Raw genomic sequence first — 24,417 nt, 5'->3', positions numbered from 1 at the left:
CTCTCTTTGCCAAGCGCTTTACCTGTTCTTGGTGATTGGGGTACTGTTGACGGCACGGAGGGGAGTACTCCCTGTCTGCTGCGGCGTACCCGTCAATACGGATCAGGCCAGATCCCGGGGCGTCGGCCCATCATTGGGTGGAAGAGACCTCCGGCAGCGACGACGCTGACATTTGCCGTTACGACTGCCGGAGGCGCAGTGGATGTTTCCATGACCCTATGGGTCCTGACGATCGTGGGCCTCGCCGCCCTGATCGCGGTCGATTTCTTCATCGGGCGCAAGCCGCACGACGTTTCGATCAAGGAAGCCGGAATATGGACGGTCGTCTGGATCGTTCTGGCCGCCCTCTTCGGGCTCGGCCTGCTCCTGTTCGCCGGCGGCCAGCCCGCCGGTGAGTTCTTCGCCGGCTTCATCACCGAGAAGTCGCTGAGCGTCGACAACCTCTTCGTCTTCGTCCTGATCATGGCGAAGTTCGCGGTGCCGTCGCAGTACCAGCAGCGGGTGCTGCTGATCGGTGTCCTCATCGCCCTGGTCCTGCGAGCGATCTTCATCGCCGCCGGCGCGGCGATCCTCGCCAGCTTCGCGTGGGTGTTCTACATCTTCGGCGCCTTCCTCATCTACACCGCCTGGAAGCTCATCCAGGAGGCCCGGGCCGACGAGGAGGACGAGGAGTTCGAGGAGAACAAGCTCCTCAAGGCCGCCGAGCGCCGCTTCGGCGTGGCCGACCGGTACCACGGCACCAAGCTGTGGATCGAGGAGAACGGCAAGCGGGTCATGACCCCGATGCTGGTCGTGATGCTGGCCATCGGCACCACCGACGTGCTGTTCGCCCTCGACTCCATCCCCGCGATCTTCGGTCTGACCCAGGACCCGTACATCGTCTTCACGGCCAACGCGTTCGCCCTGATGGGTCTGCGCCAGCTGTACTTCCTCATCGGCGGCCTGCTGAGGAAGCTGGTCCACCTCAGCTACGGCCTGTCGATCATCCTCGGCTTCATCGGCGTGAAGCTGGTGCTGCACGCGCTGCACGAGTCCGGGGTGCATGTCCCCGAGATCAGCATTCCGGTCTCGCTGGGCGTGATCTGTTCCGTCCTGATCGTCACCACGATCACCAGCCTGCGAGCTTCCAAGAAGCAGGCGGCGGCCGAGGCGGCGCAGGAGAAGAGCGGAGACGCTCCGAAGGACAGCATCGACGTCTGACCGCGTCGGACGTAGGAACAACCATCACCGGGACCGGTGGCCGGCGAATTGCCGACCACCGGTCCCGGTGCTTGCTTGTTCCCAGACGCGTTCCCCGGCCCGGGGGCGCCGTGGCCGGCTGGAGGCTCCATGAAGTTCGTACAGATCATCGACTTCGAGACCGAGCGTCTGGAGGAGATGCAGCAGCTGATCGAGGAGGCGGGGCAGCGCAACGCCGACCGGACGGGCGGCCCCACCCACAGCATGCTGCTGAAGGACCGGGACAGGCCCGACCGCTATCTGGCGCTGATCGAGTTCGACTCGTTCGAGGAAGCCATGCGCAACAGCGACGCCCCCGAGACCAGCAGGATGGCGGAGCGGCTGGACGCGCTCAGCACGGGCGAGCGGGTGTTCACCAACTGTGACGTCCTGGAAGTGCGCGACCTCAAGTAGCCCGAAAGGGCGCCCCTGGGGGCCTGGCGCGACCGGAGTGCGGGGCCCCCGCACGTCTGCGACGATCTTTGCATGATCGCTCGGCGCAGGCGGCTCGCGGCACGGTGGACGACCCAGGTGCCCTTGCTCGCGGCGGTGCTGCTGGTCCTGACCTGGGGGCGGGATCTGCCGGTCGCGATCGTCGCCCTGGTGAGCCTGGTCCTCGCGGGAGCCGTCCTGGCCGCCGTGCACCACGCCGAAGTCGTGGCTCATCGGGTCGGTGAGCCGTTCGGCTCCCTCGTGCTCGCCGTCGCCGTCACGATCATCGAGGTCGCCCTCATCGTCACCCTGATGGCCGATGGCGGGGACAAGAGCTCGACCCTGGCCCGGGACACGGTCTTCGCGGCCGTGATGATCACCTGCAACGGCATCGTGGGCCTGTGCCTCCTGGTGGCCTCGCTGCGGCACGGCACGGCCGTCTTCAACCCGGAGGGCACCGGCGCCGCACTCGCCACCGTCGCGACCCTGGCCACGCTCAGCCTGGTCCTGCCGACGTTCACCACGAGCAAGCCGGGGCCCGAGTTCTCCACCGTCCAGCTGACCTTCGCGGCGCTGTCCTCGCTGATCCTGTACGGCCTGTTCGTCACCACGCAGACCGTGCGGCACCGGGACTACTTCCTGCCGATCACCCGGCACGGCGAGGTGATCACCACCGAGGAGCATGCCGAGGCGCCGACCGCCCGCACCGCCCGGATCAGCCTGGCCCTGCTCGGTCTGGCCCTGGTCGGCGTGGTCGGCCTGGCCAAGGGTGTCTCGCCCACCATCGAGTCCGGAGTGGAGGCCGCCGGGCTCCACCATGCCGTCGTCGGCGTGATCATCGCGCTGCTGGTACTGCTCCCGGAGACGATCGCCGCCCTGCGCTCCGCTCGCCGCGACCGTGTGCAGACCAGCCTGAACCTCGCCCTCGGCTCTGCCATGGCCAGCATCGGACTGACCATCCCCGCCGTCGCGCTCGCCTCCCTCTGGCTCTCCGGCCCGCTCGTCCTCGGCCTCGGCGCCACCCACATGGTGCTGCTCGCCCTGACCGTGGTGGTGGCCTCGCTGACCGTGGTGCCGGGCCGGGCCACGCCGCTCCAAGGCGGGGTCCACCTGGTGCTGTTCGCGGCGTACCTGGAGCTGGCGATCAACCCGTAGGCGCACGCAACGCTCACGCAGGCGTTTACGCGCAGCACCGGCACGGCACCAACACCTCTGGCCCCAGCCCTCACCCCGGAGCGGCCCCGACTCTCACCCGGGAGCGGCCTCCGCAGCCGCACCCATCCGCACCGGACGCGTTTCCGGCAGCAACGCGAAGCACCCCAGGCTGAACAGCGCGATCGCCGTCAGATACGCGGCCACACCCCACGGCACCCGGCCACCCTGCTCGGCCAGGGCCGTTGCCACGATCGGTGTGAGCGCGCCTCCGAGCACCCCTCCGAGGTTGTAGCCGACGGCGGCCCCGGTGCAGCGCACCCGCGGCTCGTACAGCTCCGGCAGATACGCGGCGATCACGGCGAACATCGTGATGAACGCGAGCATCGCCCCGAGGAAGCCGAGGAACATCGGCAGCGGCGCCCCGGTGGCGAGGAGCGCGACCATCGGGAACATCCACAGTGCGGCGGCCATACACCCGGCCAGGCACAGCGGCCGCCGGCCGTAGCGGTCTCCGAGCAGCGCCATCAGCGGGGTGAGAGCACCGCGCCCATGATGCAGGTCAGCATGACGCTGCGACTCACCCCGAGCCGCTCCGTCCCGTAGGCGAGGGACCAGGTCGTCACGGCGTAGAAGATCGCGTAGCCGATCGCGAGCCCCCCGCCGGTCAGCAGAAGGAGCCGCCAGTGATCGCGGACGACCTCGGCGAGCGGCACGCGCGCGTGGTCGTCGATTTCGAGGAAGCTGGGGCTCTCGGTGAGCGACGACCGCAGCCACAGCCCCACGACGGCCAGCACCCCCGCCGCCCAGAACGGCACCCGCCACCCCCACGCTGCGAACTGCGCCTCCGTCAGCGCCGAGGACAGCCCCAGCACCACACCGTTGGCGAGCAGGAACCCCACCGCGAGCCCGACCTGCGGGAAGCTCGACCACAGGGCGCGCCGCTCGGCCGACGCGTGCTCCACCGCGAGCAGCACCGCCCCGCCCCACTCCCCGCCGAGCCCCAGCCCCTGAAGGAAGCGCAGCGCCAGGAGCAGCAGGGGAGCGGCCACGCCGATCGTGTCGTACGTCGGCACGCAGCCGACCGCGACCGTGGAGGCCCCGGTCAGCAGCAGGGAGGCGACGAGGACCGGCCGCCGCCCCCGCCGGTCCCCGATGTGCCCGAACAACACCGACCCGAGCGGCCGGGCCACGAAGCCCACACCGAAAGTGGCGAAGGCGGCCAGCGTCCCGGCCACCGGGGAGAAGGTCGGGAAGAACAGCGGTCCCAGGATCAGGGCCGCCGCGGTGCCGTAGACGAAGAAGTCGTAGAACTCGATGGCCGTGCCGGCGAGTGAGGCGGCCGCGAGGCGCGGCATGGAGGGTGCCTTTACGGTGCGTACGTCGTGCATGCCGCGTCAACTACCCACCGTGACCGTCGGTTACGGGGGCGCGCGGAGGGTGCGGGGCCCTCAGTACGTGACCGTGATGCGCCGGGCGGGTCCGTCCACGCGTACGGTGCCGCCGTAGGGGATCACCAGTTGCGGATCGGTGTGCCCGAAGTCCACGTCGAAGACGATGGTGGTCTCCGGGGCGTAGGTCCGCATGGCGCGCAGGACGGCTTCCCGCTGGTCGGCCGCGTAACGAGCGGCTTGCTCCGGGGTGTTGGGCCGCTCGAAGAACCATGTCTTCGGCCGGCCCATCAGCAGGGCCGGGAAACGGCTCAGGAGCCCGCGCTCGCCCATGTTGCGCAGGGTGTGGAAGACCTCCGTGGCGCTCGGCATGTCCTCCGAGGTCTCCAGGAGCAGCACACCGCCGTCGTACTCGGACAGGTCGCGCGCGATCTCCCGGTCGGCCATCAGCAGCCAGGCGACGATCTCCAGGCAGCCGCCCCAACTGCGGCCCTCTGTGACCCGGTCGGGGTTCACCCAGGTCCAGCCGGTGCCGGGCCGGGTCTCCGGCTCGGCGTCGAAGGTCGCCGGGTCCGCCCAGTCCCGGTCGATGTCACGCCACCGCTCGGCGGGCCTCAACTCGTACGGTCCCGAGGTGAACAGGGCCGCGCGCAGGGACTCGGCGGTCTGCGGATGCATGGCCCCCGGGCGGCCCAGTTCGCACATCACACTCCCGCCGTGGAAGCCGACGATGCCGCAGGTGCGCAGGAACGCGAGCAGGTTCGTGTTGTCGCTCATCCCGAAGAAGGGCTTCGGGTTGGCCCGGATCAACTCCCGGTCCAGGTACGGCAGCACGGTGATCTGGTCGTCGCCGCCGATCGACGCGATGACGGCCTTGATCTCCGGGTCGGCGAAGGCGGCGTGGATGTCGTCGGCCCGCTCCTGGGGTGTGGAGCCCATCGTGCGGGTCGCCGGATACTCCACCGGCTCCAGCTCGTACTCCTTGCGCAGCCGCTCCAGGCCCAGTTCGTAGGGGAGCGGGAAGAGTCCCGGCAGACCCGAGGAGGGCGAGATCACGGCGATGCGGTCACCGGGGGACGGCTTGGGCGGATAGGCCGGGCTGGTCAGGCTCGTCATACCGGGAGGCTAGGACCCGATGTGCTGCCGGCGCACCGTGATTAACCCGCCCGCGCGCAGACCGGCGCGCGTATCAGGACGAGATCGGCGGGCGCATCGAGCAAAGACCAGCGCACGCACCGTGATAGACCGGCTCTGAGCGGTGGTCCGCCACGGGCCGCCCGACCCTGAACGGACCGGAGGAACCGTGCCCCGCACCCTGGCCCACGCCCCGATCATGATCCTCAACGGCCCCAACCTGAACCTGCTCGGCCAGCGGCAGCCGGAGATCTACGGCTCCGACACCCTCGCCGACGTCGAGGCCCTGTGCGCCAAGGCTGCGGCCGCGCACGGCGGCACGGTCGACTTCCGCCAGTCCAATCACGAGGGCGAACTGGTCGACTGGATCCACGAGGCGCGGCTGAACCACTGCGGCATCGTGATCAACCCCGGTGCCTATTCGCACACCTCCGTCGCCATCCTGGACGCCCTCAACACCTGTGACGGCCTGCCGGTGCTGGAGGTCCACATCTCCAACATCCACCAGCGCGAGTCGTTCCGGCATCACTCGTATGTCTCGCTGCGCGCCGACGGGGTCATCGCGGGCTGCGGCGTGCAGGGGTACGTGTTCGGCGTGGAGCGCGTCGCGGCGCTGGCGGGGGCGGGCAAGGCGGACACGTGAGCCGTTGCCGGTGAGCCTGGCCGGCACCATGGTCATGCCCTCAGTGCCGGGGCCGCCGGCCCAGTTGACTGCGCAACCAAAGAGGAAGGGAGCGCATGTGCGACCCCGGCGTGTGTGAACGATTCACACGGGGCGCGTGCGCGGCTCACCACTCCACGCGTGCGCGCCCCGCGCGGTCACGCGCCACTCGTGTGCGGCTTCACCACCCGCGCGCGTGCCACTCCGGCAGGTGCGGGCGCTCCGCGCCCAGGCTCGTGTCGTTGCCGTGCCCCGGGTAGACCCAGGTCTCGTCCGGGAGAGCGTCGAAGATCTTGGTCTCGACGTCGTGCAGGAGACGGGCGAACGCCTTCGGGTCCTTGTGGGTGTTGCCCACGCCGCCGGGGAACAGACAGTCCCCGGTGAACACATGGGGATGCCCGTGCGGGTCGTCGTAGACGAGGGCGATCGAACCGGGGGTGTGGCCGACCAGGTGGCGCGCGGTGAGTTCCACGCGCCCCACCCGGATGGTGTCGCCGTCGTCGACCGGCACGTCGGTCCGCACGGGGATGCCGGCGGCGTCCTCCCGGCCCGCGTAGGTGCGGGCGCCGGTGGCCGCCACGACCTCAGCGAGCGCCTGCCAGTGGTCGCCGTGCTGATGGGTCGTGACGACGGACGCGATGCCGTCGTCACCGATCATGCCGAGCAGCGTGTCCGCCTCGTTCGCGGCGTCGATCAGCAACTGCTCGTCCGTGGCCCTGCAGCGCAGCAGATAGGCGTTGTTGTTCATCGGACCCACCGCGATCTTGGTGATCATCAGGTCCGCGAGCTCGTGCACATCGGCCGGTCCGCCGACCGTCACCTCTCCGCTGTACGTCATGTCCGCCAGCCTATAGCGGGGGAGTGGCCAGGGTCCCGCAGCCGGGGATGCGGTCCTAGAGAGGGGGCAGCACGGGAAGCGGACCCCCGTCCGCCGCCAGTGCCGCCCCGGTGCGGCGGCCGGCGAGCCAGCCCAGCAGATCCGCCGGCGAGCCCGTGACGGTCACCTCCGGTCCACCCGCCGCATCCCGTCCCGTGCTCCACGCGCGCGTACCGTCCGTGAGGCGTGTGGACGGTACGTCGGGATGCCCGGCGAACCGGTCGGCGAGGAAGTCGATCTCCCGCTCGGTGAACTCCCCCGGCAGGTCCTCCAGCTCGTACCCGATCCCCAGGTCCACGTGATGCAGCTCCACCTCGACCCACCGCCGGAACGGAACCCGGGAAGCGGAGTCCGTGACCCCGTTGCGCAGCTCCACGGTGCGCGACCAGTCCGCCGGGGCGTCCCCGGCCTCCTGGAAGCGGGCCGCGCTCTCGCGCAGGTCGGCGAGCTGGAGATCGAGGGCGCGCGGCGCGTCCCGCTCGATGTCGCCGTCCCGGGCTTCCCCGGAGACGTACATGGGGCGCCCCTCGAGTACGTTCACGAGGGCGTCCGCGTTGCGGGCGAGGTGGGCCAGGACATGGCCGCGGCTCCAGCCGGGCAGCCGTGACGGGTGGGTCACAGAGGCGTTGTCCAGTTTGCCGACTGCGGTCAGCAGCCGTTCCGTCGCGTCACGTACAGACGCCAGGTCATGAGCGTGATCAATCATGGTGCTGACCCTAGCTCCGCCACTCCTTCGGGTGAAGGTGGTGAAGCAGTGCCGTAAATCGAAAGCACGTGCTATATGGTCGGACGTGGCGTCGGGCATGCTGGAGAGCCGGGGTTTGTTGACAACCCGTGAATCCGTCCGGCGTTGTCAGTGGCTCCCCCTAGTCTGAGAAAGACGGGGGCCCCGCCCCTGTCACTTCTCTCAAGAAAGGTGCGGACCGGCGTGGCCGACCGTCTCATCGTCCGTGGAGCGCGCGAGCACAACCTCAAGAACGTCTCGCTCGACCTCCCGCGCGACTCGCTCATCGTCTTCACGGGCCTGTCGGGGTCGGGCAAGTCCTCGCTGGCCTTCGACACCATCTTCGCGGAGGGACAGCGCCGCTACGTGGAGTCCCTCTCCTCGTACGCCCGGCAGTTCCTCGGCCAGATGGACAAGCCGGACGTCGACTTCATCGAGGGCCTTTCCCCGGCCGTCTCCATCGATCAGAAATCGACCTCGCGCAACCCCCGCTCCACGGTCGGCACCATCACCGAGGTCTACGACTACCTGCGCCTGCTCTTCGCGCGCATCGGCAAGCCGCACTGCCCTCAGTGCCGCCGCCCGATCACCCGCCAGTCGCCGCAGGCCATCGTCGACCGGGTCCTGGAGCTGCCCGAGGGCAGCCGCTTCCAGGTGCTCTCGCCGCTGGTGCGCGAGCGCAAGGGCGAGTTCGTCGACCTCTTCGCCGACCTCCAGACCAAGGGCTACTCCCGCGCGCGGGTGGACGGCGAGACGATCCAGCTGTCCAACCCGCCCACGCTGAAGAAGCAGGAGAAGCACACCATCGAGGTGGTCGTCGACCGTCTCACGGTGAAGGACGGCGCCAAGCGCCGCCTCACCGACTCCGTCGAGACCGCCCTCGGGCTGTCCGGCGGCATGGTCGTGCTCGACTTCGTCGACCTCCCCGAGGACGACCCCGAGCGCGAGCGCATGTTCTCGGAGCACCTGTACTGCCCGTACGACGACCTCTCCTTCGAGGAGCTGGAGCCCCGCTCCTTCTCCTTCAACTCGCCCTTCGGCGCCTGCCCGGACTGCACCGGCATCGGCACGCGCATGGAGGTGGACCCGGAGCTGATCGTCCCGGACCCGGACAAGAGCCTCGACGAGGGTGCCATCCACCCCTGGTCGCACGGCCACACCAAGGACTACTTCGGCCGCCTGATCGGCGCCCTCGCCGACGCGCTGGGCTTCCGTACGGACATCCCCTTCGCGGGCCTGCCCCAGCGCGCCAGGAAGGCCCTGCTCCACGGCCACAAGACCCAGGTCGAGGTCCGCTACCGCAACCGCTACGGCCGTGAGCGCCGGTACACCACGGCCTTCGAGGGTGCCGTCCCGTTCGTCAAGCGCCGGCACAGCGAGGCCGAGAGCGACTCCAGCCGCGAGCGCTTCGAGGGCTACATGCGCGAGGTGCCCTGCCCCACCTGTGAGGGCACGCGCCTGAAGCCGATCGTCCTCGCGGTCACGGTCATGGGGAAGTCCATCGCCGAGGTCTCCGCGATGTCCATCAGCGACTGCGCGGACTTCCTGGGCGAGCTGAAGCTCACCGCCCGCGACAAGAAGATCGCCGAGCGCGTGCTGAAGGAGGTCAACGAGCGGCTGCGGTTCCTGGTCGACGTCGGCCTGGACTACCTCTCGCTGAACCGCGCGGCCGGCACCCTCTCCGGCGGCGAGGCCCAGCGCATCCGCCTGGCCACCCAGATCGGCTCCGGCCTCGTGGGTGTCCTGTACGTCCTCGACGAGCCGTCCATCGGTCTGCACCAGCGCGACAACCACCGGCTGATCGAGACCCTGGTCCGGCTGCGCGACATGGGCAACACGCTCATCGTCGTCGAGCACGACGAGGACACGATCAAGATGGCGGACTGGGTCGTCGACATCGGCCCCGGCGCCGGTGAGCACGGCGGCAAGGTCGTGCACAGCGGCTCCCTGAAGGAGCTGCTCGCCAACGACGAGTCGCAGACCGGTCAGTATCTGTCCGGCAAGAAGGCCATCCCGCTGCCCGGCATCCGCCGCCCGCTGGACCCGTCCCGGCAGCTCACGGTGCACGGCGCCCGGGAGAACAACCTCCAGGACATCGACGTCTCGTTCCCCCTGGGCGTGTTCACCGCCGTCACCGGCGTGTCCGGCTCCGGCAAGTCGACGCTGGTCAACGACATCCTGTACACACACCTGGCCCGCGAGCTGAACGGCGCCCGGAGCGTGCCCGGACGGCACACGCGCGTGGACGGCGACGACCTCGTCGACAAGGTCGTGCACGTGGACCAGTCGCCCATCGGCCGCACCCCCCGCTCCAACCCGGCCACGTACACCGGCGTCTTCGACCACATCCGCAAGCTGTTCGCCGAGACCACCGAGGCGAAGGTCCGCGGCTACCTGCCCGGCCGCTTCTCCTTCAACGTCAAGGGCGGCCGCTGCGAGAACTGCTCGGGCGACGGCACCATCAAGATCGAGATGAACTTCCTCCCGGACGTCTACGTCCCGTGCGAGGTCTGCCACGGCGCCCGGTACAACCGGGAGACCCTGGAGGTCCACTACAAGGGCAAGTCCATCGCCGAGGTGCTGAACATGCCGATCGAGGAGGCCACCGACTTCTTCGCGGCGGTCCCCGCGATCGCCCGGCACCTCAACACGCTGAAGGACGTCGGCCTCGGCTATGTCCGCCTCGGCCAGGCCGCGACCACCCTGTCCGGTGGTGAGGCGCAGCGCGTGAAGCTCGCCAGCGAACTGCAGAAGCGCTCCACCGGCCGCACGGTCTATGTCCTGGACGAGCCGACCACCGGCCTGCACTTCGAGGACATCAGCAAGTTGCTGACGGTCCTGTCCGGACTGGTCGACAAGGGCAACACGGTCATCGTCATCGAGCACAACCTCGACGTGATCAAAACCGCCGACTGGATCGTCGACATGGGCCCCGAAGGCGGCGCCGGCGGCGGTCTGGTCGTCGCCGAGGGCACGCCCGAGCAGGTGGCCGGGGTCCCGGCCAGCCACACCGGCAAGTTCCTGCGGGAGATCCTCGGCGCCGACCGCGTCAGCGACGCGTCCTCGGTGAAGGCGCCGCGCAAGACGACGGCCCGCAAGACGGTCGCGGCCAAGACGGCATCGGCCCGCAAGACCGCCACCAAGACCGTCAACAGCACGGCCACCGAGAAGACGGCGGCCAAGACCACCAGGGCCGCCGCGAAGAAGACGACCAGGACCGTCAAGGGCTGAGGCCTGACGCTGAACGCGCCGTGGCCCACAGGCAACCCCCTGTGGGCCACGGCGCGTGCGCGTTAGGTGGGCGGTCAGGCCCTCTTCGGCTCCACGAACCGCATGTCTCGCCCGTCGCCCCGAACACGGCGTTCCGACTGCCGTCCATGGGCACCTCGACCAGCCCGCGGAAACCTCACGGCGGACACCGAGGCGGAGGGGCTCCCAGCAGATCGAGCACCCGGAGGCCCGGCCCTCTGCGGCTGCTGCACGAGACGCTCGTACCTCCCGACGAGGGGCAGCAGCTCGTCATCCACCGGACCGCGGACGAGCCACGGCCGCCGCAGGCCGCCCCCGGCCGCCGGAGGTGCCGCCTCCCTGTGTCAGCCCTCCACCTCGTGCGCGTACGGTGGCTCAGCCCCGGCCCGTGAGCAGGTGATCGCCGCCGCGCGGGCCGCGAAGCCCAGCAGTTCCGTCCAGCCGCCGGGACCCAGTCCCGCAAGCGCCCGGGCGCTGAGGGCGTCGCGTACCGCGAGCCCGTGCAGCAGGGCCGCGTTGACCGTGTCGCCCGCGCCGATCGTGTCCACGACCGCCACGCGTTCGCCCGGCACCGCGTACTCGCCGCCGTCGGCGGTGAAGGCGGTCAGCCCGTCGCCGCCCCGGGTGATCACGACCGCCGCCGGCCCGGCCGCCAGCCACTCCTGGGGTGTTCCGCCCAGCCACTCGGCGTCCTCCTCGGACAGCTTCAGCAGCGCCACCGACGGCAGCCAGTCCTTGAACCGCGCCCGGTAGGCGTCCGCGTCCGGGATCAGTCCGGCCCTGATGTTCGGGTCCAACGCGGTGAACACGCCCTGCGCGGCCGCCCGGCGCATCAGCTCCTCGTACGCACTCGCCCCTGGCTCCAGCACCAGCGAGCAGGTACCGAAGGACACCGCGCGGGTGCCGGACGGCAACGCCGAGGGCGCCTCGAACAACCGGTCCGCCGTCCCGTCGACGTAGAAGGAGTACGCCGCCGAGCCGTCCGCGCCGACCGTGGCGACGGCGAGGGTCGTCGGCTCGGTGCCCCGCTGCACCGAGGACACGCCGACCCCGGTCTCGCGCAGCCGGTCCAGCAGGGCCTCTCCGAAGGCATCGGACGACACCCGGGAGCAGAAGGCGGCGGAGGAGCCGAGGCGGCCCAGCGCCACGGCCGTGTTGAACGGGCCTCCGCCGAGTGCGGGCCGCAGCGCCGCCAGGGCACCCCTGCCCTGCGGTACCAGGTCGATGAGTGCCTCACCGGCGACGACGATCACGACGGGGTTCCTTCCTCGGACGGGCTGGGGCAGCCGCACGACGTGCGGTGGACGAAGGCAGAGGGCAGGCGCACGGTCCGGGCGGGCCGGTCCGGCTCGGCGAGACGCTCCAGCAGCACGCGGACGGCCCGGGCGCCGATGTCCCTGCCGGGCTGCGCGATCGCGGTGAGGCGGGGCGAGAACAGGTCCGCCCAGGCGAAGTCGTCGAAGCAGCACAGGGCGATATCGCCCGGCACGGACAGGCCGTGCGCGCTCAGGGCCCGCAGCACCCCGATGGTCATGGCGTTGTTGCCGGTGACCAGCGCGGTGGGCGGCACACCCAGGGACAGCAGGGACTCGGTGGCCTGCTCGGCGCCGGCCGACTCCGAGTCTCCGTGCACCAGCAGCCGCTCGTCGTACGCCAGCCCCGCGAACGCGAGGCCGCTGCGGTAGCCGGTGATCCGCTCGCTCGTGGTGCTGAGCCCGGGCCTGCCCGCCACCAGCCCGATCCGCCGGTGACCGAGGCCGGCGAGATGGGTGACCAGCAGGGACGTCGGTTCGGCGTTGTCGGCGCACACCTGGTCGAAGCGCGGACCGCCGTCCGTCCCGGGCGCGTCCACCAGCCGGTCCAGGAACACGGCCGGAACATTGTGCCGCGCGAGGTAGGCGAGCAGTCCGCGCGGATCGGCGGAGGGCGCGACGACCATGCCGTCCACCCGGCGCTCGTGCAGCAGCTGGACGACCTTGCGCTCGTGCTCCGGGTCGTCGTGCGGATCGGCGATCAGCAGGCTGTAGCCGGCCTCCAGTGCGGCGGCCTCGACGCCCTGGAGGATCTCCGTGAAGTACGGGTTGCTGATGGCCGACACCGCCAGCCCGATGGACCGGGTGCGGGCCGTCACCAGGGATCGGGCCAGCGTGTTCGTGGTGTAGCCGAGCTCTTCCACGGCGTCCAGGACCGCCTGGCGCGTGTGCGGCAGTACCGGCCGGGTGCCGTTCAGCACATGCGAGACCGTCGCCACGGAGACACCGGCGCGCCGCGCGACGTCGGCCATGGTCGCCATGCCGCTCCCGCCTCCTCCATCAGGTCCAGGCGGGGAACGTATCGCATCCTGCGGCAAACGTAAACGCTTGCGCAAGCGTTTACGTCCGGACGCCCAGGGTCGGGCGGGAGGGCAGATCCGAGACCGTGCCGCTACTCCCAGTCCCAGCCGATCCCCAGGATCCCCGCCCGTACCCGTGGCTCCACCAGGTGGACCGACCGGTGCCTGCCGCTCAGCGCCAGGTCCTGGCAGCCGCTGCGGGGCGCCGCCGCCGAGTGCTGCGCGAAGCGGTGGCAGCGCACCGGCACGGCGGCCGCGTCGAAGCACACCTGGAGGGCGTACTGGCCGCCGGCGGCGTCGAAGCCGCGGACGTACTCGCGTGACACCCCGGCCGTGCCGTCCTCCACGCCGTAGCGGAACAGGAAGGTGTCCCCGGCCCGCAGCCGGGTGTCGAAGAGCAGCTCGGCCGCGAGCAGTCCCGTGTCGCGGTGCCGACGGACGCGCCCGGTACGGCAGTTCTCCAGGGCGTGCACCCGCATGCGTTCGGGCGTGGCCCCCCGGTCGCCGTGGTGGACGGCCACGAAGCGGTCGATGCCGTCCCGGTGGGCGCGCACGATGTGGTGCGACTCGCGCTCGGCCAGTTCGCGCCGCGCCCCGATCCGGAGCCGTTCGTGGTGACCGAGGGTGTGCAGGCCCCCGTCCGGCGGGCAGTCCAGCTCGGCCAGCAGCTGGTCCAGGACCCCCGAGGCCTCGACGAGGGAGCGGTAGGAGCGGGCGGCGGACCGCAGCCCGGAGGGGTCCTCTCCGGACTCGGCGAGCAGCCGGATCAGCGACTCCTCGGGAAGCTCCAGGATCTCCTCCAGCGCGCGTACGGCCCGCAGCGACTCGGGACGCTGCGGACGCCGTGCCCCCTGCTGCCAGTAACTCAGGCTTGTGACGCCGACCTTCACACCGTGGCGGGACAGATGGTGCTGCACACGCTGAAGGGGCAGCCCGCGGGCGGCGATCGCGGCCCGCAGGGCGACGTGGAAGGGGCCGCCTCGCAGCGCCGAGTCCAGTTCCACGGTGGCGATGTCCGCGTGCTGTGGGGCGTGCGGCATGCAGGGGCCTCTCTGTGAGTCGGCGACGGCTGGTCAGACCGTCGGCGCGGGCCGCCCGGGACCGTTCCGCCGGCGCGGGGGAGGCTTCACATCCGTACGCCGTCGTTCAGGGTCCCGAGTTCCCCCGCATTGAAGCGTGTTGACCTGGTCCCGACAACACCTGATGCCGGACAGTGACGTACGTGCTCCCCGCCGGCTCCGTCCGGACATGCGAACGCCCGGGGCGTGCGCCCCGGGCGTTCGCAGTGGATGTGTGTTTTCTAGGAGCGGTCGCTTCCGCCCTGTTCCCGGAGGGCCAGACGCTTGGCCCGTGCGATGTCGGGATCGCGCGGGTCCAGGGCGTCGCGCAGCGCCAACGGCTCGTCCGTGTACCGGCGGGCACGGGCCGCCCGCCGGGTTTTCTCGATCCGCATCTGCTTCATGTGCGCAGCCCTCCGACCCGTGGCCCGCCCGCTCCGCACCGGGAACGACGGTCCGCACCGACAACCTGTGCCTGCACCGGGACGGACTCCGTCCGCCGGACGTCGCCGTGTCCCGTGGGTGAGCCCCATTCCCGCTCCCGGGCGGCCGTAACCCCGGGGCGGGACATGCCGTTGGAATCTGCCCTCCCGCCGGGACCGTGATCGTGCCCCGCGGCGCGCCGGACTGTCGGTGCTCGCCAGTAGGGTGTGAGACATGGCCGACCCCTCCAGCTACCGCCCCAAACCGGGTGAGATCCCCGACTCGCCGGGGGTCTACAGGTTCCGTGACGAGCACCGCAGGGTGATCTACGTCGGAAAGGCGAAAAGCCTGCGCCAGCGCCTGGCGAACTACTTCCAGGACCTGGCGGGCCTGCACCCCCGCACCCGCTCCATGGTCACCACGGCCGCGTCCGTGGAGTGGACGGTGGTGTCCACGGAGGTCGAGGCGCTCCAGCTGGAGTACTCCTGGATCAAGGAGTACGACCCACGGTTCAACGTCAAGTACCGCGACGACAAGAGCTACCCGTACCTCGCGGTGACGATGAACGAGGAGTTCCCGCGCGTGCAGGTGATGCGCGGTCACAAGAAGAAGGGCGTGCGCTACTTCGGGCCGTACGCGCACGCGTGGGCCATCCGTGACACGGTCGACCTGCTCCTGCGGGTCTTCCCCGTGCGCACGTGCTCGGCCGGAGTCTTCAAGAACGCCGCCCGCACGGGCCGCCCCTGCCTCCTCGGCTACATCGGCAAGTGCTCGGCGCCCTGCGTCGACCGGGTCTCCGCCGAGGAGCACCGGGAACTGGCCGAGGAGTTCTGCGACTTCATGACCGGCCGGACGAACACGTACATCCGCCGCCTGGAAAAGCAGATGGGCGAGGCGGCCGAGGAGATGGAGTACGAGCGGGCGGCCCGGCTGCGTGACGACGTCGGGGCGCTGAAGAAGGCCATGGAGAAGAACGCGGTCGTGCTCGCCGACGCGACCGACGCCGACCTGATCGCGGTCGCCGAGGACGAGCTGGAGGCGGCCGTCCAGATCTTCCACGTGCGTGGCGGACGCGTGCGCGGCCAGCGCGGCTGGGTCACCGACAAGGTGGAGGAGATCACCACCGGTGCCCTCGTCGAGCACGCCCTGCAGCAGCTCTACGGGGAGGAGACGGGTGACGCCGTCCCCAAGGAGGTCCTGGTCCCGGCCCTGCCCGACCCCGTGGAGCCCGTCCAGGAGTGGCTCACCGGCCGGCGCGGCTCGAACGTCTCCCTGCGCATCCCGCAGCGCGGCGACAAGAAGGCCCTCATGGAGACCGTGCAGCGCAACGCGCAGCAGGCGCTCGTGCTGCACAAGACCAAGCGCGCCTCCGACCTGACCACGCGCTCGCGCGCCCTGGAGGAGATCTCCGACGCCCTCGACCTGGACAGCGCCCCGCTCAGGATCGAGTGCTACGACATCTCCCACCTCCAGGGTGACGACGTCGTGGCCTCCATGGTCGTCTTCGAGGACGGGCTCGCCCGCAAGAGCGAGTACCGCCGCTTCCAGATCAAGGGCTTCGCCGGGCAGGACGACGTGCGCTCCATGCACGAGGTGATCACCCGCCGCTTCCGGCGCTATCTCGCCGAGAAGGAGAAGACGGGCGAGTGGACCGACGGCGAGGGCACCGGGAGCGCCGAGAACGGCGACGGCGCCGAGAACGGTGAGAGCCCCCTCACCAATGCGGACACTCTCACCAGTGCGGACACCCTCACCGAGGACGACGGCCGCCCGAAGAAGTTCGCCTACCCGCCCCAGCTCGTGGTCGTCGACGGCGGCGCCCCCCAGGTCGCCGCCGCCCGGCGCGCCCTGGACGAGCTCGGCATCGACGACATCGCCGTGTGCGGCCTCGCCAAGCGCCTGGAGGAGGTCTGGCTGCCCGGCGACGACGACCCGGTGGTCCTGCCGCGCACCAGCGAGGGCCTGTATCTGCTCCAGCGCGTCCGTGACGAGGCCCACAGGTTCGCCATCAGCTACCAGCGCACCAAGCGGTCCAAGCGCTTCCGCTCCAGCCCCCTGGACGACGTCCCCGGCCTCGGGGACACGCGCAAGCAGGCACTTCTGAAGCACTTCGGTTCGTTGAAGAAACTGCGATCCGCCACCATCGACCAGATGTGCGAGGTCCCCGGCATAGGCCGCAAGACGGCCGAGACGATCGCCGTGGCCCTCGCCCGGTCGGCCCCGGCCGCACCCGCCGTCAACACGGCGACTGGAGAGATCATGGAGGAGGAACCCGGCACCATGGGTTCCAGTGGGGAACCCGTGACGATGGGCGCCCCGGACGAACGACGGGGGCAGGAGACATGAATGTGAACGAGCACGACGGGCAACAAGAGCAAGACGGAGACGGAGCACAGGTGAGTACGGGCACGCCCAACGAGAAGACCCCGGTCCCTGATGCGGCCATCCCCGAGCTGGTGATCATCTCCGGCATGTCCGGAGCCGGGCGCTCCACGGCGGCGAAGTGCCTGGAGGACCTCGGCTGGTTCGTCGTCGACAACCTGCCGCCCGCGCTGATCCCCACCATGGTGGAACTCGGCGCCCGCTCCCAGGGCAACGTGGCGCGGATCGCCGTCGTCGTCGACGTCCGCGGCCGTCGCTTCTTCGACAACCTGCGCGAATCCCTCGCCGACCTCGAGGCGAAGAACGTCACGCGGCGGATCGTCTTCCTGGAGTCCTCCGACGAGGCTCTGGTCCGCCGCTTCGAGTCGGTGCGCCGCCCGCACCCCCTGCAGGGCGACGGCCGCATCGTCGACGGCATCGACGCCGAGCGCGAGCTGCTGCGTGAGCTGCGCGGTGACGCCGATCTGGTGATCGACACCTCCAGCCTGAACGTGCACGAGCTGCGCGCCAAGATGGACGCCCAGTTCGCCGGCGAGGAGGAGCCGGAGCTGCGGGCCACGGTGATGTCCTTCGGCTACAAGTACGGCCTGCCGGTCGACGCCGACCTCGTCGTCGACTGCCGCTTCCTGCCGAACCCGCACTGGGTCCCGGAGCTGCGCCCCTACACCGGCCTCAACGACGAGGTCTCCGGGTACGTCTTCAACCAGCCCGGCGCCAAGGAGTTCCTCGACCGGTACACGGAGCTCCTCCAGCTGATCGCCACCGGCTACCGCCGTGAGGGCAAGCGCTACGTGACCATCGCCGTGGGCTGCACGGGCGGTAAGCACCGCTCGGTCGCCATGTCGGAAAAGCTCGCCGCCCGGCTCGCGGCCGAGAGCGTGGAGACGGTGGTCGTACACCGGGACATGGGACGCGAATGACACGACGTACTCCGCGGCTGAGCCGGCTGCGCCGGGTGGTGCCCGAGGGCAACGGCGGAAAGGGCGACCCCGGCGCAAAGGGCGGCCGGCCCGCCGAGGCCCGGGGCGGCCGGCCACGCCGCCGGGGAGCCCAGCCCAAGGTCGTCGCCCTCGGCGGCGGCATGGGCCTGTCCGCCTCGCTCGCCGCGCTGCGCCGGATCACCGGCGACCTCACCGCCGTCGTCACCGTGGCCGACGACGGCGGCTCCAGCGGCCGGCTGCGCGACGAGCTGGGCGTGCTGCCGCCCGGCGACCTGCGCAAGGCGCTGGCCGCGCTGTGCGGTGACGACGACTGGGGCCAGACCTGGGCCCGGGTCATCCAGCACCGCTTCCAGTCCCAGGGCGACCTGCACGAGCACGCGGTCGGCAATCTGCTGATCGTCGCCCTGTGGGAGCAGCTCGGCGACCATGTCCAGGCCCTCGACCTGGTCGGACGGCTGCTGGGCGCCCAGGGCCGGGTACTGCCGATGTCGGCCGTGCCGCTGGAGCTCCAGGCTCTGGTCAAGGGCCATGACCCGGCGCGCCCGGAAGAGGTCGACACGGTCCGCGGCCAGGCGACCGTCGCCCTCACCCAGGGCGAGGTGCAGTCCGTGCACCTCGTACCGAACGACCCGCCGGCCGTGCCGGAGGCGGTCGCGGCCGTCCTGGACGCGGACTGGGTGGTGCTCGGTCCCGGCTCCTGGTTCTCCTCGGTCATCCCGCATCTGCTCGTGCCCGAGCTGCTGGACGCGCTCACACAGACGAAGGCCCGCCGGGTACTCTCCCTGAACCTCGCGCCGCAGCCCGGAGAAACCGAGGGCTTCTCCCCGCAGCGTCATTTGGAGGTTTTGGGACGACACGCCCCTAAACTCGCCCTGGACGTGGTGCTGGCCGACGAGGCCGCCGTGCCCGACCGTGACTCCCTGACCGATGCCGCCAAGCGGTTCGGAGCCGCGGTCGAGCTGGCGGCGGTGGCCGGACCCGACGGAACCCCGAGGCACGACCCGGAGCTGTTGGCCGCCGCGTACGACCGTATTTTTCGGATGCATGGAAGGATCGGCCCATGGCGATGACGGCAGCGGTGAAGGACGAGATCTCCCGGCTCCCCGTCACCCGGACCTGCTGCAGAAAGGCGGAGGTCTCCGCCATTCTGCGGTTCGCCGGCGGCCTTCACCTGGTGAGCGGTCGGATCGTGATCGAGGCGGAGCTGGACACGGCGATGGCGGCCCGCCGGCTCAAGCGGGACATCCTTGAGATCTTCGGGCACAGCTCCGAGCTGATCGTGATGGCTCCGGGCGGGCTGCGCCGCGGCTCGCGCTACGTGGTGCGTGTGGTGGCCGGCGGCGACCAGCTCGCTCGCCAGACCGGCCTGGTCGACGGGCGGGGCCGCCCGATCCGCGGCCTGCCGCCGCAGGTGGTCTCGGGGGCCACCTGCGACGCCGAGGCCGCCTGGCGTGGCGCGTTCCTGGCGCACGGCTCGCTCACCGAGCCCGGCCGCTCCTCCTCCCTGGAGGTGACCTGCCCGGGTCCCGAGGCAGCGCTCGCCCTGGTCGGCGCCGCCCGCCGGCTGTCGATCGCCGCCAAGGCCCGCGAGGTGCGCGGCGTGGACCGGGTCGTCGTCCGGGACGGCGACGCGATCGGCGCCCTGCTGACCCGCCTCGGCGCGCACGAGTCGGTGCTGGCCTGGGAGGAGCGCCGGATGCGCCGCGAGGTGCGCGCCACGGCGAACCGGCTGGCCAACTTCGACGACGCCAACCTGCGCCGCTCTGCCCGCGCGGCCGTCGCCGCCGGCGCCCGGGTGCAGCGCGCCCTGGAGATCCTCGCCGACGACGTGCCCGAGCACCTCGCCGCCGCCGGCCGGCTGCGCATGGAGCACAAGCAGGCCTCCCTGGAGGAGCTGGGCGCGCTCGCCGACCCGCCGCTGACCAAGGACGCGGTCGCCGGCCGGATCCGCCGCCTGCTGGCCATGGCCGACAAGCGTGCCTCCGACCTCGGCATCCCGGGCACGGAGGCCAACCTCAGCGACGAGCTGGCCGACAACCTGGTCGGCTGATCCCACACGACGTCAGGGAGCCGGTGTCTGCGCCCACTTGGGTGACCGGCACCGGCTTTCGCGTGTCGCTGAGGCGCCCTTGACTCGATCATGGTCTGTCATGAGCCTGGCATCTGTTCGCTGCTGTGGCGGACCCACGCTAGGGGGGTTCATGAGACGAAGAGCGAGATCGATCCTCGCCGTCGGCGCGCTCCTGATCGGCGGAGCGAGCTTCGCACCCATCGCCCAGGCACAACCGGGCAGTTCGACCCCGTCCGACCCGGACGAAGTCAAGGTCTTCCGCGCCGAGGTCACCCAGAAGCAGGTACCCCTGCTGCTGGCGGCCGGCCAGGACGGCCACGAACTGAGTGAGCGGGTGCCCGAGAAGGGCACCGCGACCGTCGAGGTCTATCTGACGGACCAGCAGGCCGAGAAGCTGGAGAAGCAGGGCGTCGGCCTCACCGAGCACGAGCTCTCCACCCGGGCCGCGGCCCGCGTCGAGGACGCCGCCGAGGGCGTGTTCCGCCCGTACAGCGGCAAGGGGGGCCTGCGGGAGGAGCTCCTGCGGACCGCGCAGGAGAACCCGGACCTCACCAAGGTCGTGTCCATCGGCAAGACCATCGAGGGCCAGGACATCCTCGCGCTGAAGCTCACCAGGGGCGCGAAGAAGACGAAGGACGGCTCCAAGCCGTCCGTCCTCTACATGTCCAACCAGCACGCGCGCGAGTGGATCACGCCGGAGATGACCCGGCGCCTGATGCACCACTATCTGGACAATTACAAGAAGGACCGGCGCGTCAAGAAGATCGTCGACTCCACCGAACTGTGGTTCCTGCTGTCGGCCAACCCCGACGGCTACGACTTCACCTTCGCGGACCCCGACAACCGCCAGTGGCGCAAGAACCTGCGGGACGTCAACGGCGACGGCACCATCACCACCGGCGACGGCGTCGACCTCAACCGCAACTTCGCCTACAAGTGGGGCTACGACGACGAGGGCTCGTCCCCCAACCCCACCAGCCAGACCTACCGCGGCGCGGGCCCCAACTCCGAGCCGGAGACCAAGGCCCTGGACGCCTTCCAGAAGCGGATCGGCTTCACGTACGGCATCAACTACCACTCCGCCGCCGAACTCCTCCTCTACGGAGTCGGCTGGCAGGTGGCCACGCACACCCCCGACGACGTCCTGTACGAGGCACTCGCCGGTACGCCCGGGAACAGCGCGATCCCCGGCTACCACCCGCAGCTCTCCTCCGAGCTGTACACCACCAACGGGGAGGCGGACGGCCACGCGGCGAACGTCAACGGCCTGGCGATGTTCACCCCCGAGATGTCGACCTGCCAGAGCGCCTCGGACCTCGACCCGAACGACGAGTGGAAGGCCGCCGACTGCCAGTCGGTCTTCACCTTCCCGGACGACGAGAAGCTGATCCAGCAGGAGTTCACGAAGAACGTCCCGTTCGCGCTCTCCGTCGCCGAGTCCGCCGCCCACCCCGACCGGCCTTCCTCGGCGGTCGGCCTGAAGGCCGCGGACTTCACCCCGGCCGCGTTCGGCACGTCGTACTCCCGCGGCGCCGACCAGGAGGTCTCCGTCGTCGTACGGAAGTCGGTCCGCGACAAGGAGCTCAAGTACCGCGTCAACGGCGGCCGCACCGAGGACATGGCGCTCAAGCCCTGGAAGGGCGGCGAGACCTACGGCGGCGAGGACAACCTCTACTTCGACGAGTACCGGGCCAGGGTCAAGGACGGCGAGCCGGGCGACGAGGTCGAGGTGTGGTTCACCGGCGAGGCGAGGAACGGCAAGAAGGTCTCCAGCGAACGCTTCACCTACACCGTCGCCGAGCGGCCCCGGGCGAACACCCTCGTGGTGGCCGAGGAGGGCGCTGCCGCCACACACGCGCAGACGTACGTGGACGCGCTCAAGGCGAGCGGCCGCAAGGCGATCGTCTGGGACGTCGCCAAGCAGGGCGCGCCGGACGCGCTGGGCGTGCTGAGCCACTTCGACACCGTCGTCCACCACACGGGCGCGAGCGTCCCGGGCGTGGCCACCCAGCTCCAGCTGCGGGCCTTCCTCAACGAGGGCGGCCGGCTCATCGAGGCCGGTGAGCAGGCCGGCGGCAACGTCGACCTCGGCGGCGGCGCGCTGTCGAACGACTTCGGCCAGTACTACCTGGGCGCCTACACCCGCACCGCGATCCCCGGGGCCACCGGCTTCACCGGCTCCGGCGAGCTGGGCGGCGTCATCAGCCCGCTGAGCGCGGCGCCCGGCAACCCGCTGGACCGGGCGGGTACCTACAGCGTCACCTCCGACGAGCTGGGGACCGACACCTTCCCGCAGTTCGCGAGCAAGGGCGCCGGACAGTTCGCCGGCACGGTCAACCCGTACGGCCCGTACGCGGGCTCCTCGATGGCCGCCGCCGTCCACACCGACGACGCCTACAAGCGCCTCACCCGCACCGTGGATCTCACCGGTATCGCGGCGGCCGACAAGCCCACCTTGCGCACCCAGCTGCTGTGGGACACGGAGTCCGGTTACGACCACGCCGTCGTCGAGGCCCACACCACGGGCGCCGACGACTGGACGACCCTTCCCGAGGCGGGCGGCGCCACCAGGAACGCCGTGCCGACGGAGTGCCAGGGCGGGTTCTACGTCAACGAGCACCCCTGGCTGAAGCATTACCTGACCGTGGCGGACGACGGCTGCACCGCGACCGGCACCACCGGCACCTGGAACAGCCTCACCGGCGCCTCCGACGGCTGGCAGCAGGTGAACTTCGACCTGAGCGCCTACGCCGGCAGGACGGTCGAGGTCTCGATCAGCTACGTCACCGATCCGGGCAGCGGCGGGCACGGCGTCCTCGCCGACGACGCCTCGCTCGTCATCGGCGGCACGGCGAAGGAGACCGAGGGCTTCGAGGCCTCGCTCGGTGCCTGGAAGGTCGCCGGACCGCCCGAGGGCAGCCCGGCCGTCCTCAAGGGCTGGGCACGCACCGGCGCCCTGTTCCAGACGTACGGCGCGGTCACCACGGACGACACCGTGCTGCTGGGCTTCGGCCTGGAGCACGTCACCGCGGCGGCCGACCGGGCCGCACTGATGAGGAAGGCACTCGCTTCCCTGGACGGGTGACATCGCTGGTCAACGGGGAACTCGCCCGATAGCAATATCGAGTGATCCTGCTCTCGGCCGTGGGCGGTCCGTACCCCTACTGGCGGGTACGGACCGCCCTGCCGTGTATGGGGCATCTGGATGTCACCAGCGCTGCTTCAGAGAGGTAGGGTCGTAGGCGGTCGGGGACATCCCAAACAGAGCTCGCCGGCACCTCGTGGCCGGCGTACCAACGAGGAGATCGGTTCGTGACGATCCGCGTAGGCATCAACGGCTTCGGTCGTATCGGTCGCAACTACTTCCGCGCGCTGCTGGAGCAGGGTGCAGACATCGAGATCGTGGCTGTCAACGACCTGGGTGACACCGCGACCACCGCCCACCTGCTGAAGTACGACACCATCCTGGGTCGTCTCAAGCAGGAGGTCACGCACACCGCCGACACGATCACGGTCGACGGCAAGACCATCAAGGTGCTCGCCGAGCGCAACCCCGCCGACATCCCGTGGGGTGAGCTGGGCGTCGACATCGTCATCGAGTCGACCGGCATCTTCACCAAGAAGGCCGACGCCGAGAAGCACATCGCCGGTGGCGCGAAGAAGGTCCTCATCTCGGCTCCGGCCAAGGACGAGGACGTCACCATCGTGATGGGCGTCAACCAGGACAAGTACGACCCGGCGAACCACCACGTCATCTCCAACGCCTCCTGCACCACCAACTGTGTGGCGCCGATGGCGAAGGTCCTCGACGAGAACTTCGGCATCGTCAAGGGCCTGATGACGACGGTCCACGCGTACACCAACGACCAGCGGATCCTGGACTTCCCGCACAAGGACCTGCGTCGCGCGCGTGCCGCCGCCGAGAACATCATTCCGACCACCACGGGTGCCGCCAAGGCCACCGCGCTGGTCCTGCCGCAGCTCAAGGGCAAGCTGGACGGCATGGCCATGCGCGTCCCGGTCCCGACCGGCTCCGTCACCGACCTGGTGATCGAGCTCTCCCGCGAGGTCACGAAGGACGAGGTCAACGCCGCCTTCCAGAAGGCCGCCGAGGGCGAGCTCAAGGGCATCCTCGAGTACACCGAGGACCCGATCGTCTCCTCCGACATCGTGAACGCACCGGCGTCCTGCACCTTCGACTCTTCCCTGACCATGGTCCAGGAGGGCAAGAGCGTGAAGGTCATCGGCTGGTACGACAATGAGTGGGGCTACTCCAACCGCCTCGTGGACCTTACGGTCTTCGTCGGCAACCAGCTCTGATCAACCGAGCAGGCACGTCCATGTGAGTGCAGGGCTCGGGCGGCGCGAGGAC

Annotated in this window: 18 protein-coding genes and 1 pseudogene; 11 read left to right on the top strand and 8 right to left on the bottom strand. The window is 70.3% G+C overall.

Annotated features, from left to right (window positions below):
* The first annotated feature begins 198 nt into the window (after positions 1–198).
* The 3 genes from IO24_RS0137360 to IO24_RS0137350 all read left to right on the top strand — a co-directional run bounded on the left by IO24_RS0137360 (position 199) and on the right by IO24_RS0137350 (position 2,805).
* Positions 199–1,200: a TerC/Alx family metal homeostasis membrane protein gene (locus IO24_RS0137360; protein WP_031143886.1), complete on the top strand. Its 1,002-nt coding sequence runs from the start codon at positions 199–201 to the stop codon at positions 1,198–1,200.
* Between the two features lie 129 nt (positions 1,201–1,329).
* Positions 1,330–1,632 (top strand): hypothetical protein, encoded by a 303-nt coding sequence (locus tag IO24_RS0137355; protein ID WP_031143884.1) that lies wholly within the window; start codon positions 1,330–1,332, stop codon positions 1,630–1,632.
* A gap of 72 nt (positions 1,633–1,704) precedes the next feature.
* Complete coding sequence (locus IO24_RS0137350) at positions 1,705–2,805, top strand: calcium:cation antiporter (protein ID WP_031143881.1); 1,101 nt, start codon at positions 1,705–1,707, stop codon at positions 2,803–2,805.
* Positions 2,806–2,898: 93 nt separating this feature from the next.
* Here the strand turns inward: IO24_RS0137350 and IO24_RS41345 are convergent.
* Positions 2,899–4,160, bottom strand: a pseudogene (locus tag IO24_RS41345) (MFS transporter).
* A gap of 93 nt (positions 4,161–4,253) precedes the next feature.
* Positions 4,254–5,300, bottom strand: coding sequence for a S66 family peptidase (locus IO24_RS0137340; RefSeq protein WP_031143879.1), 1,047 nt, complete (start codon positions 5,298–5,300; stop codon positions 4,254–4,256).
* A gap of 196 nt (positions 5,301–5,496) precedes the next feature.
* Here IO24_RS0137340 and aroQ point away from each other — a divergent pair, with 196 nt between their 5' ends.
* Positions 5,497–5,970 (top strand): type II 3-dehydroquinate dehydratase, encoded by a 474-nt coding sequence (aroQ, locus tag IO24_RS0137335; RefSeq protein WP_031143876.1) that lies wholly within the window; start codon positions 5,497–5,499, stop codon positions 5,968–5,970.
* Positions 5,971–6,169: 199 nt separating this feature from the next.
* Here the strand turns inward: aroQ and IO24_RS0137330 are convergent, their stop codons facing one another.
* On the bottom strand, positions 6,170–6,826 hold the full coding sequence (locus IO24_RS0137330) for an MBL fold metallo-hydrolase (protein ID WP_031143874.1): 657 nt from the start codon (positions 6,824–6,826) through the stop codon (positions 6,170–6,172).
* A 55-nt stretch (positions 6,827–6,881) separates the two neighbouring features.
* Positions 6,882–7,571 (bottom strand): maleylpyruvate isomerase family mycothiol-dependent enzyme, encoded by a 690-nt coding sequence (locus tag IO24_RS0137325; protein WP_031143872.1) that lies wholly within the window; start codon positions 7,569–7,571, stop codon positions 6,882–6,884.
* A 222-nt stretch (positions 7,572–7,793) separates the two neighbouring features.
* On the opposite strand from IO24_RS0137325, the gene uvrA reads away from it, so the two are divergent.
* Positions 7,794–10,820 carry an excinuclease ABC subunit UvrA gene (gene uvrA / locus IO24_RS0137320; RefSeq protein WP_031143870.1) on the top strand — a complete coding sequence of 1,009 codons (3,027 nt, stop codon included), beginning with the start codon at positions 7,794–7,796 and terminating at the stop codon, positions 10,818–10,820.
* Positions 10,821–11,182: 362 nt separating this feature from the next.
* Here uvrA and IO24_RS0137315 read toward each other — a convergent pair whose 3' ends face one another.
* From IO24_RS0137315 to IO24_RS45840, 4 genes are all read right to left on the bottom strand, one after another.
* A complete protein-coding gene (locus IO24_RS0137315) occupies positions 11,183–12,091 on the bottom strand; it encodes a carbohydrate kinase family protein (protein WP_031143867.1) in 909 nt (302 codons plus the stop codon).
* Positions 12,088–13,131, bottom strand: coding sequence for a LacI family DNA-binding transcriptional regulator (locus IO24_RS0137310; RefSeq protein WP_031143864.1), 1,044 nt, complete (start codon positions 13,129–13,131; stop codon positions 12,088–12,090). Before IO24_RS0137310 ends, IO24_RS0137315 begins: the two co-directional genes overlap by 4 nt.
* A 131-nt stretch (positions 13,132–13,262) precedes the next feature.
* Positions 13,263–14,210, bottom strand: a complete 948-nt coding sequence (locus tag IO24_RS0137305; protein ID WP_031143862.1) for a hypothetical protein — start codon at positions 14,208–14,210, stop codon at positions 13,263–13,265.
* A 260-nt stretch (positions 14,211–14,470) separates the two neighbouring features.
* Positions 14,471–14,632, bottom strand: coding sequence for a hypothetical protein (locus IO24_RS45840; protein WP_167551654.1), 162 nt, complete (start codon positions 14,630–14,632; stop codon positions 14,471–14,473).
* 253 nt (positions 14,633–14,885) lie between these two features.
* Here IO24_RS45840 and uvrC point away from each other — a divergent pair, with 253 nt between their 5' ends.
* The 6 genes from uvrC (at position 14,886) to gap (ending at position 24,365) form a co-directional block, all read left to right on the top strand.
* The gene (uvrC, locus tag IO24_RS0137295; RefSeq protein WP_031143860.1) at positions 14,886–16,997 is read left to right on the top strand and encodes an excinuclease ABC subunit UvrC; all 2,112 of its coding nucleotides are present in this window, start codon (positions 14,886–14,888) and stop codon (positions 16,995–16,997) included.
* Entirely contained in the window at positions 16,994–17,953 is a 960-nt protein-coding gene (gene rapZ / locus IO24_RS0137290; RefSeq protein ID WP_051906008.1) for an RNase adapter RapZ, read from the top strand. The genes uvrC and rapZ overlap by 4 nt, the downstream gene beginning before the upstream one ends.
* Complete coding sequence (locus IO24_RS0137285; protein ID WP_031143857.1) at positions 17,950–19,044, top strand: gluconeogenesis factor YvcK family protein; 1,095 nt, start codon at positions 17,950–17,952, stop codon at positions 19,042–19,044. The genes rapZ and IO24_RS0137285 overlap by 4 nt, the downstream gene beginning before the upstream one ends.
* On the top strand, positions 19,035–20,024 hold the full coding sequence (gene whiA, locus IO24_RS0137280; RefSeq protein WP_031143855.1) for a DNA-binding protein WhiA: 990 nt from the start codon (positions 19,035–19,037) through the stop codon (positions 20,022–20,024). Before IO24_RS0137285 ends, whiA begins: the two co-directional genes overlap by 10 nt.
* A 151-nt stretch (positions 20,025–20,175) precedes the next feature.
* On the top strand, positions 20,176–23,130 hold the full coding sequence (locus IO24_RS0137275; RefSeq protein ID WP_031143852.1) for a M14 family metallopeptidase: 2,955 nt from the start codon (positions 20,176–20,178) through the stop codon (positions 23,128–23,130).
* Positions 23,131–23,357: 227 nt separating this feature from the next.
* A complete protein-coding gene (gap, locus tag IO24_RS0137270; RefSeq protein ID WP_031143850.1) occupies positions 23,358–24,365 on the top strand; it encodes a type I glyceraldehyde-3-phosphate dehydrogenase in 1,008 nt (335 codons plus the stop codon).
* The last annotated feature ends 52 nt before the right edge of the window (positions 24,366–24,417 follow it).

Origin of the sequence: Streptomyces flavovariabilis, from assembly GCF_000725785.1 — a bacterium.
GTDB classification, from domain to species: domain Bacteria; phylum Actinomycetota; class Actinomycetes; order Streptomycetales; family Streptomycetaceae; genus Streptomyces; species Streptomyces hawaiiensis.
Note: the sequence above shows the minus strand (reverse complement) of the source record. Positions and strands in the feature narration are given on the sequence as shown.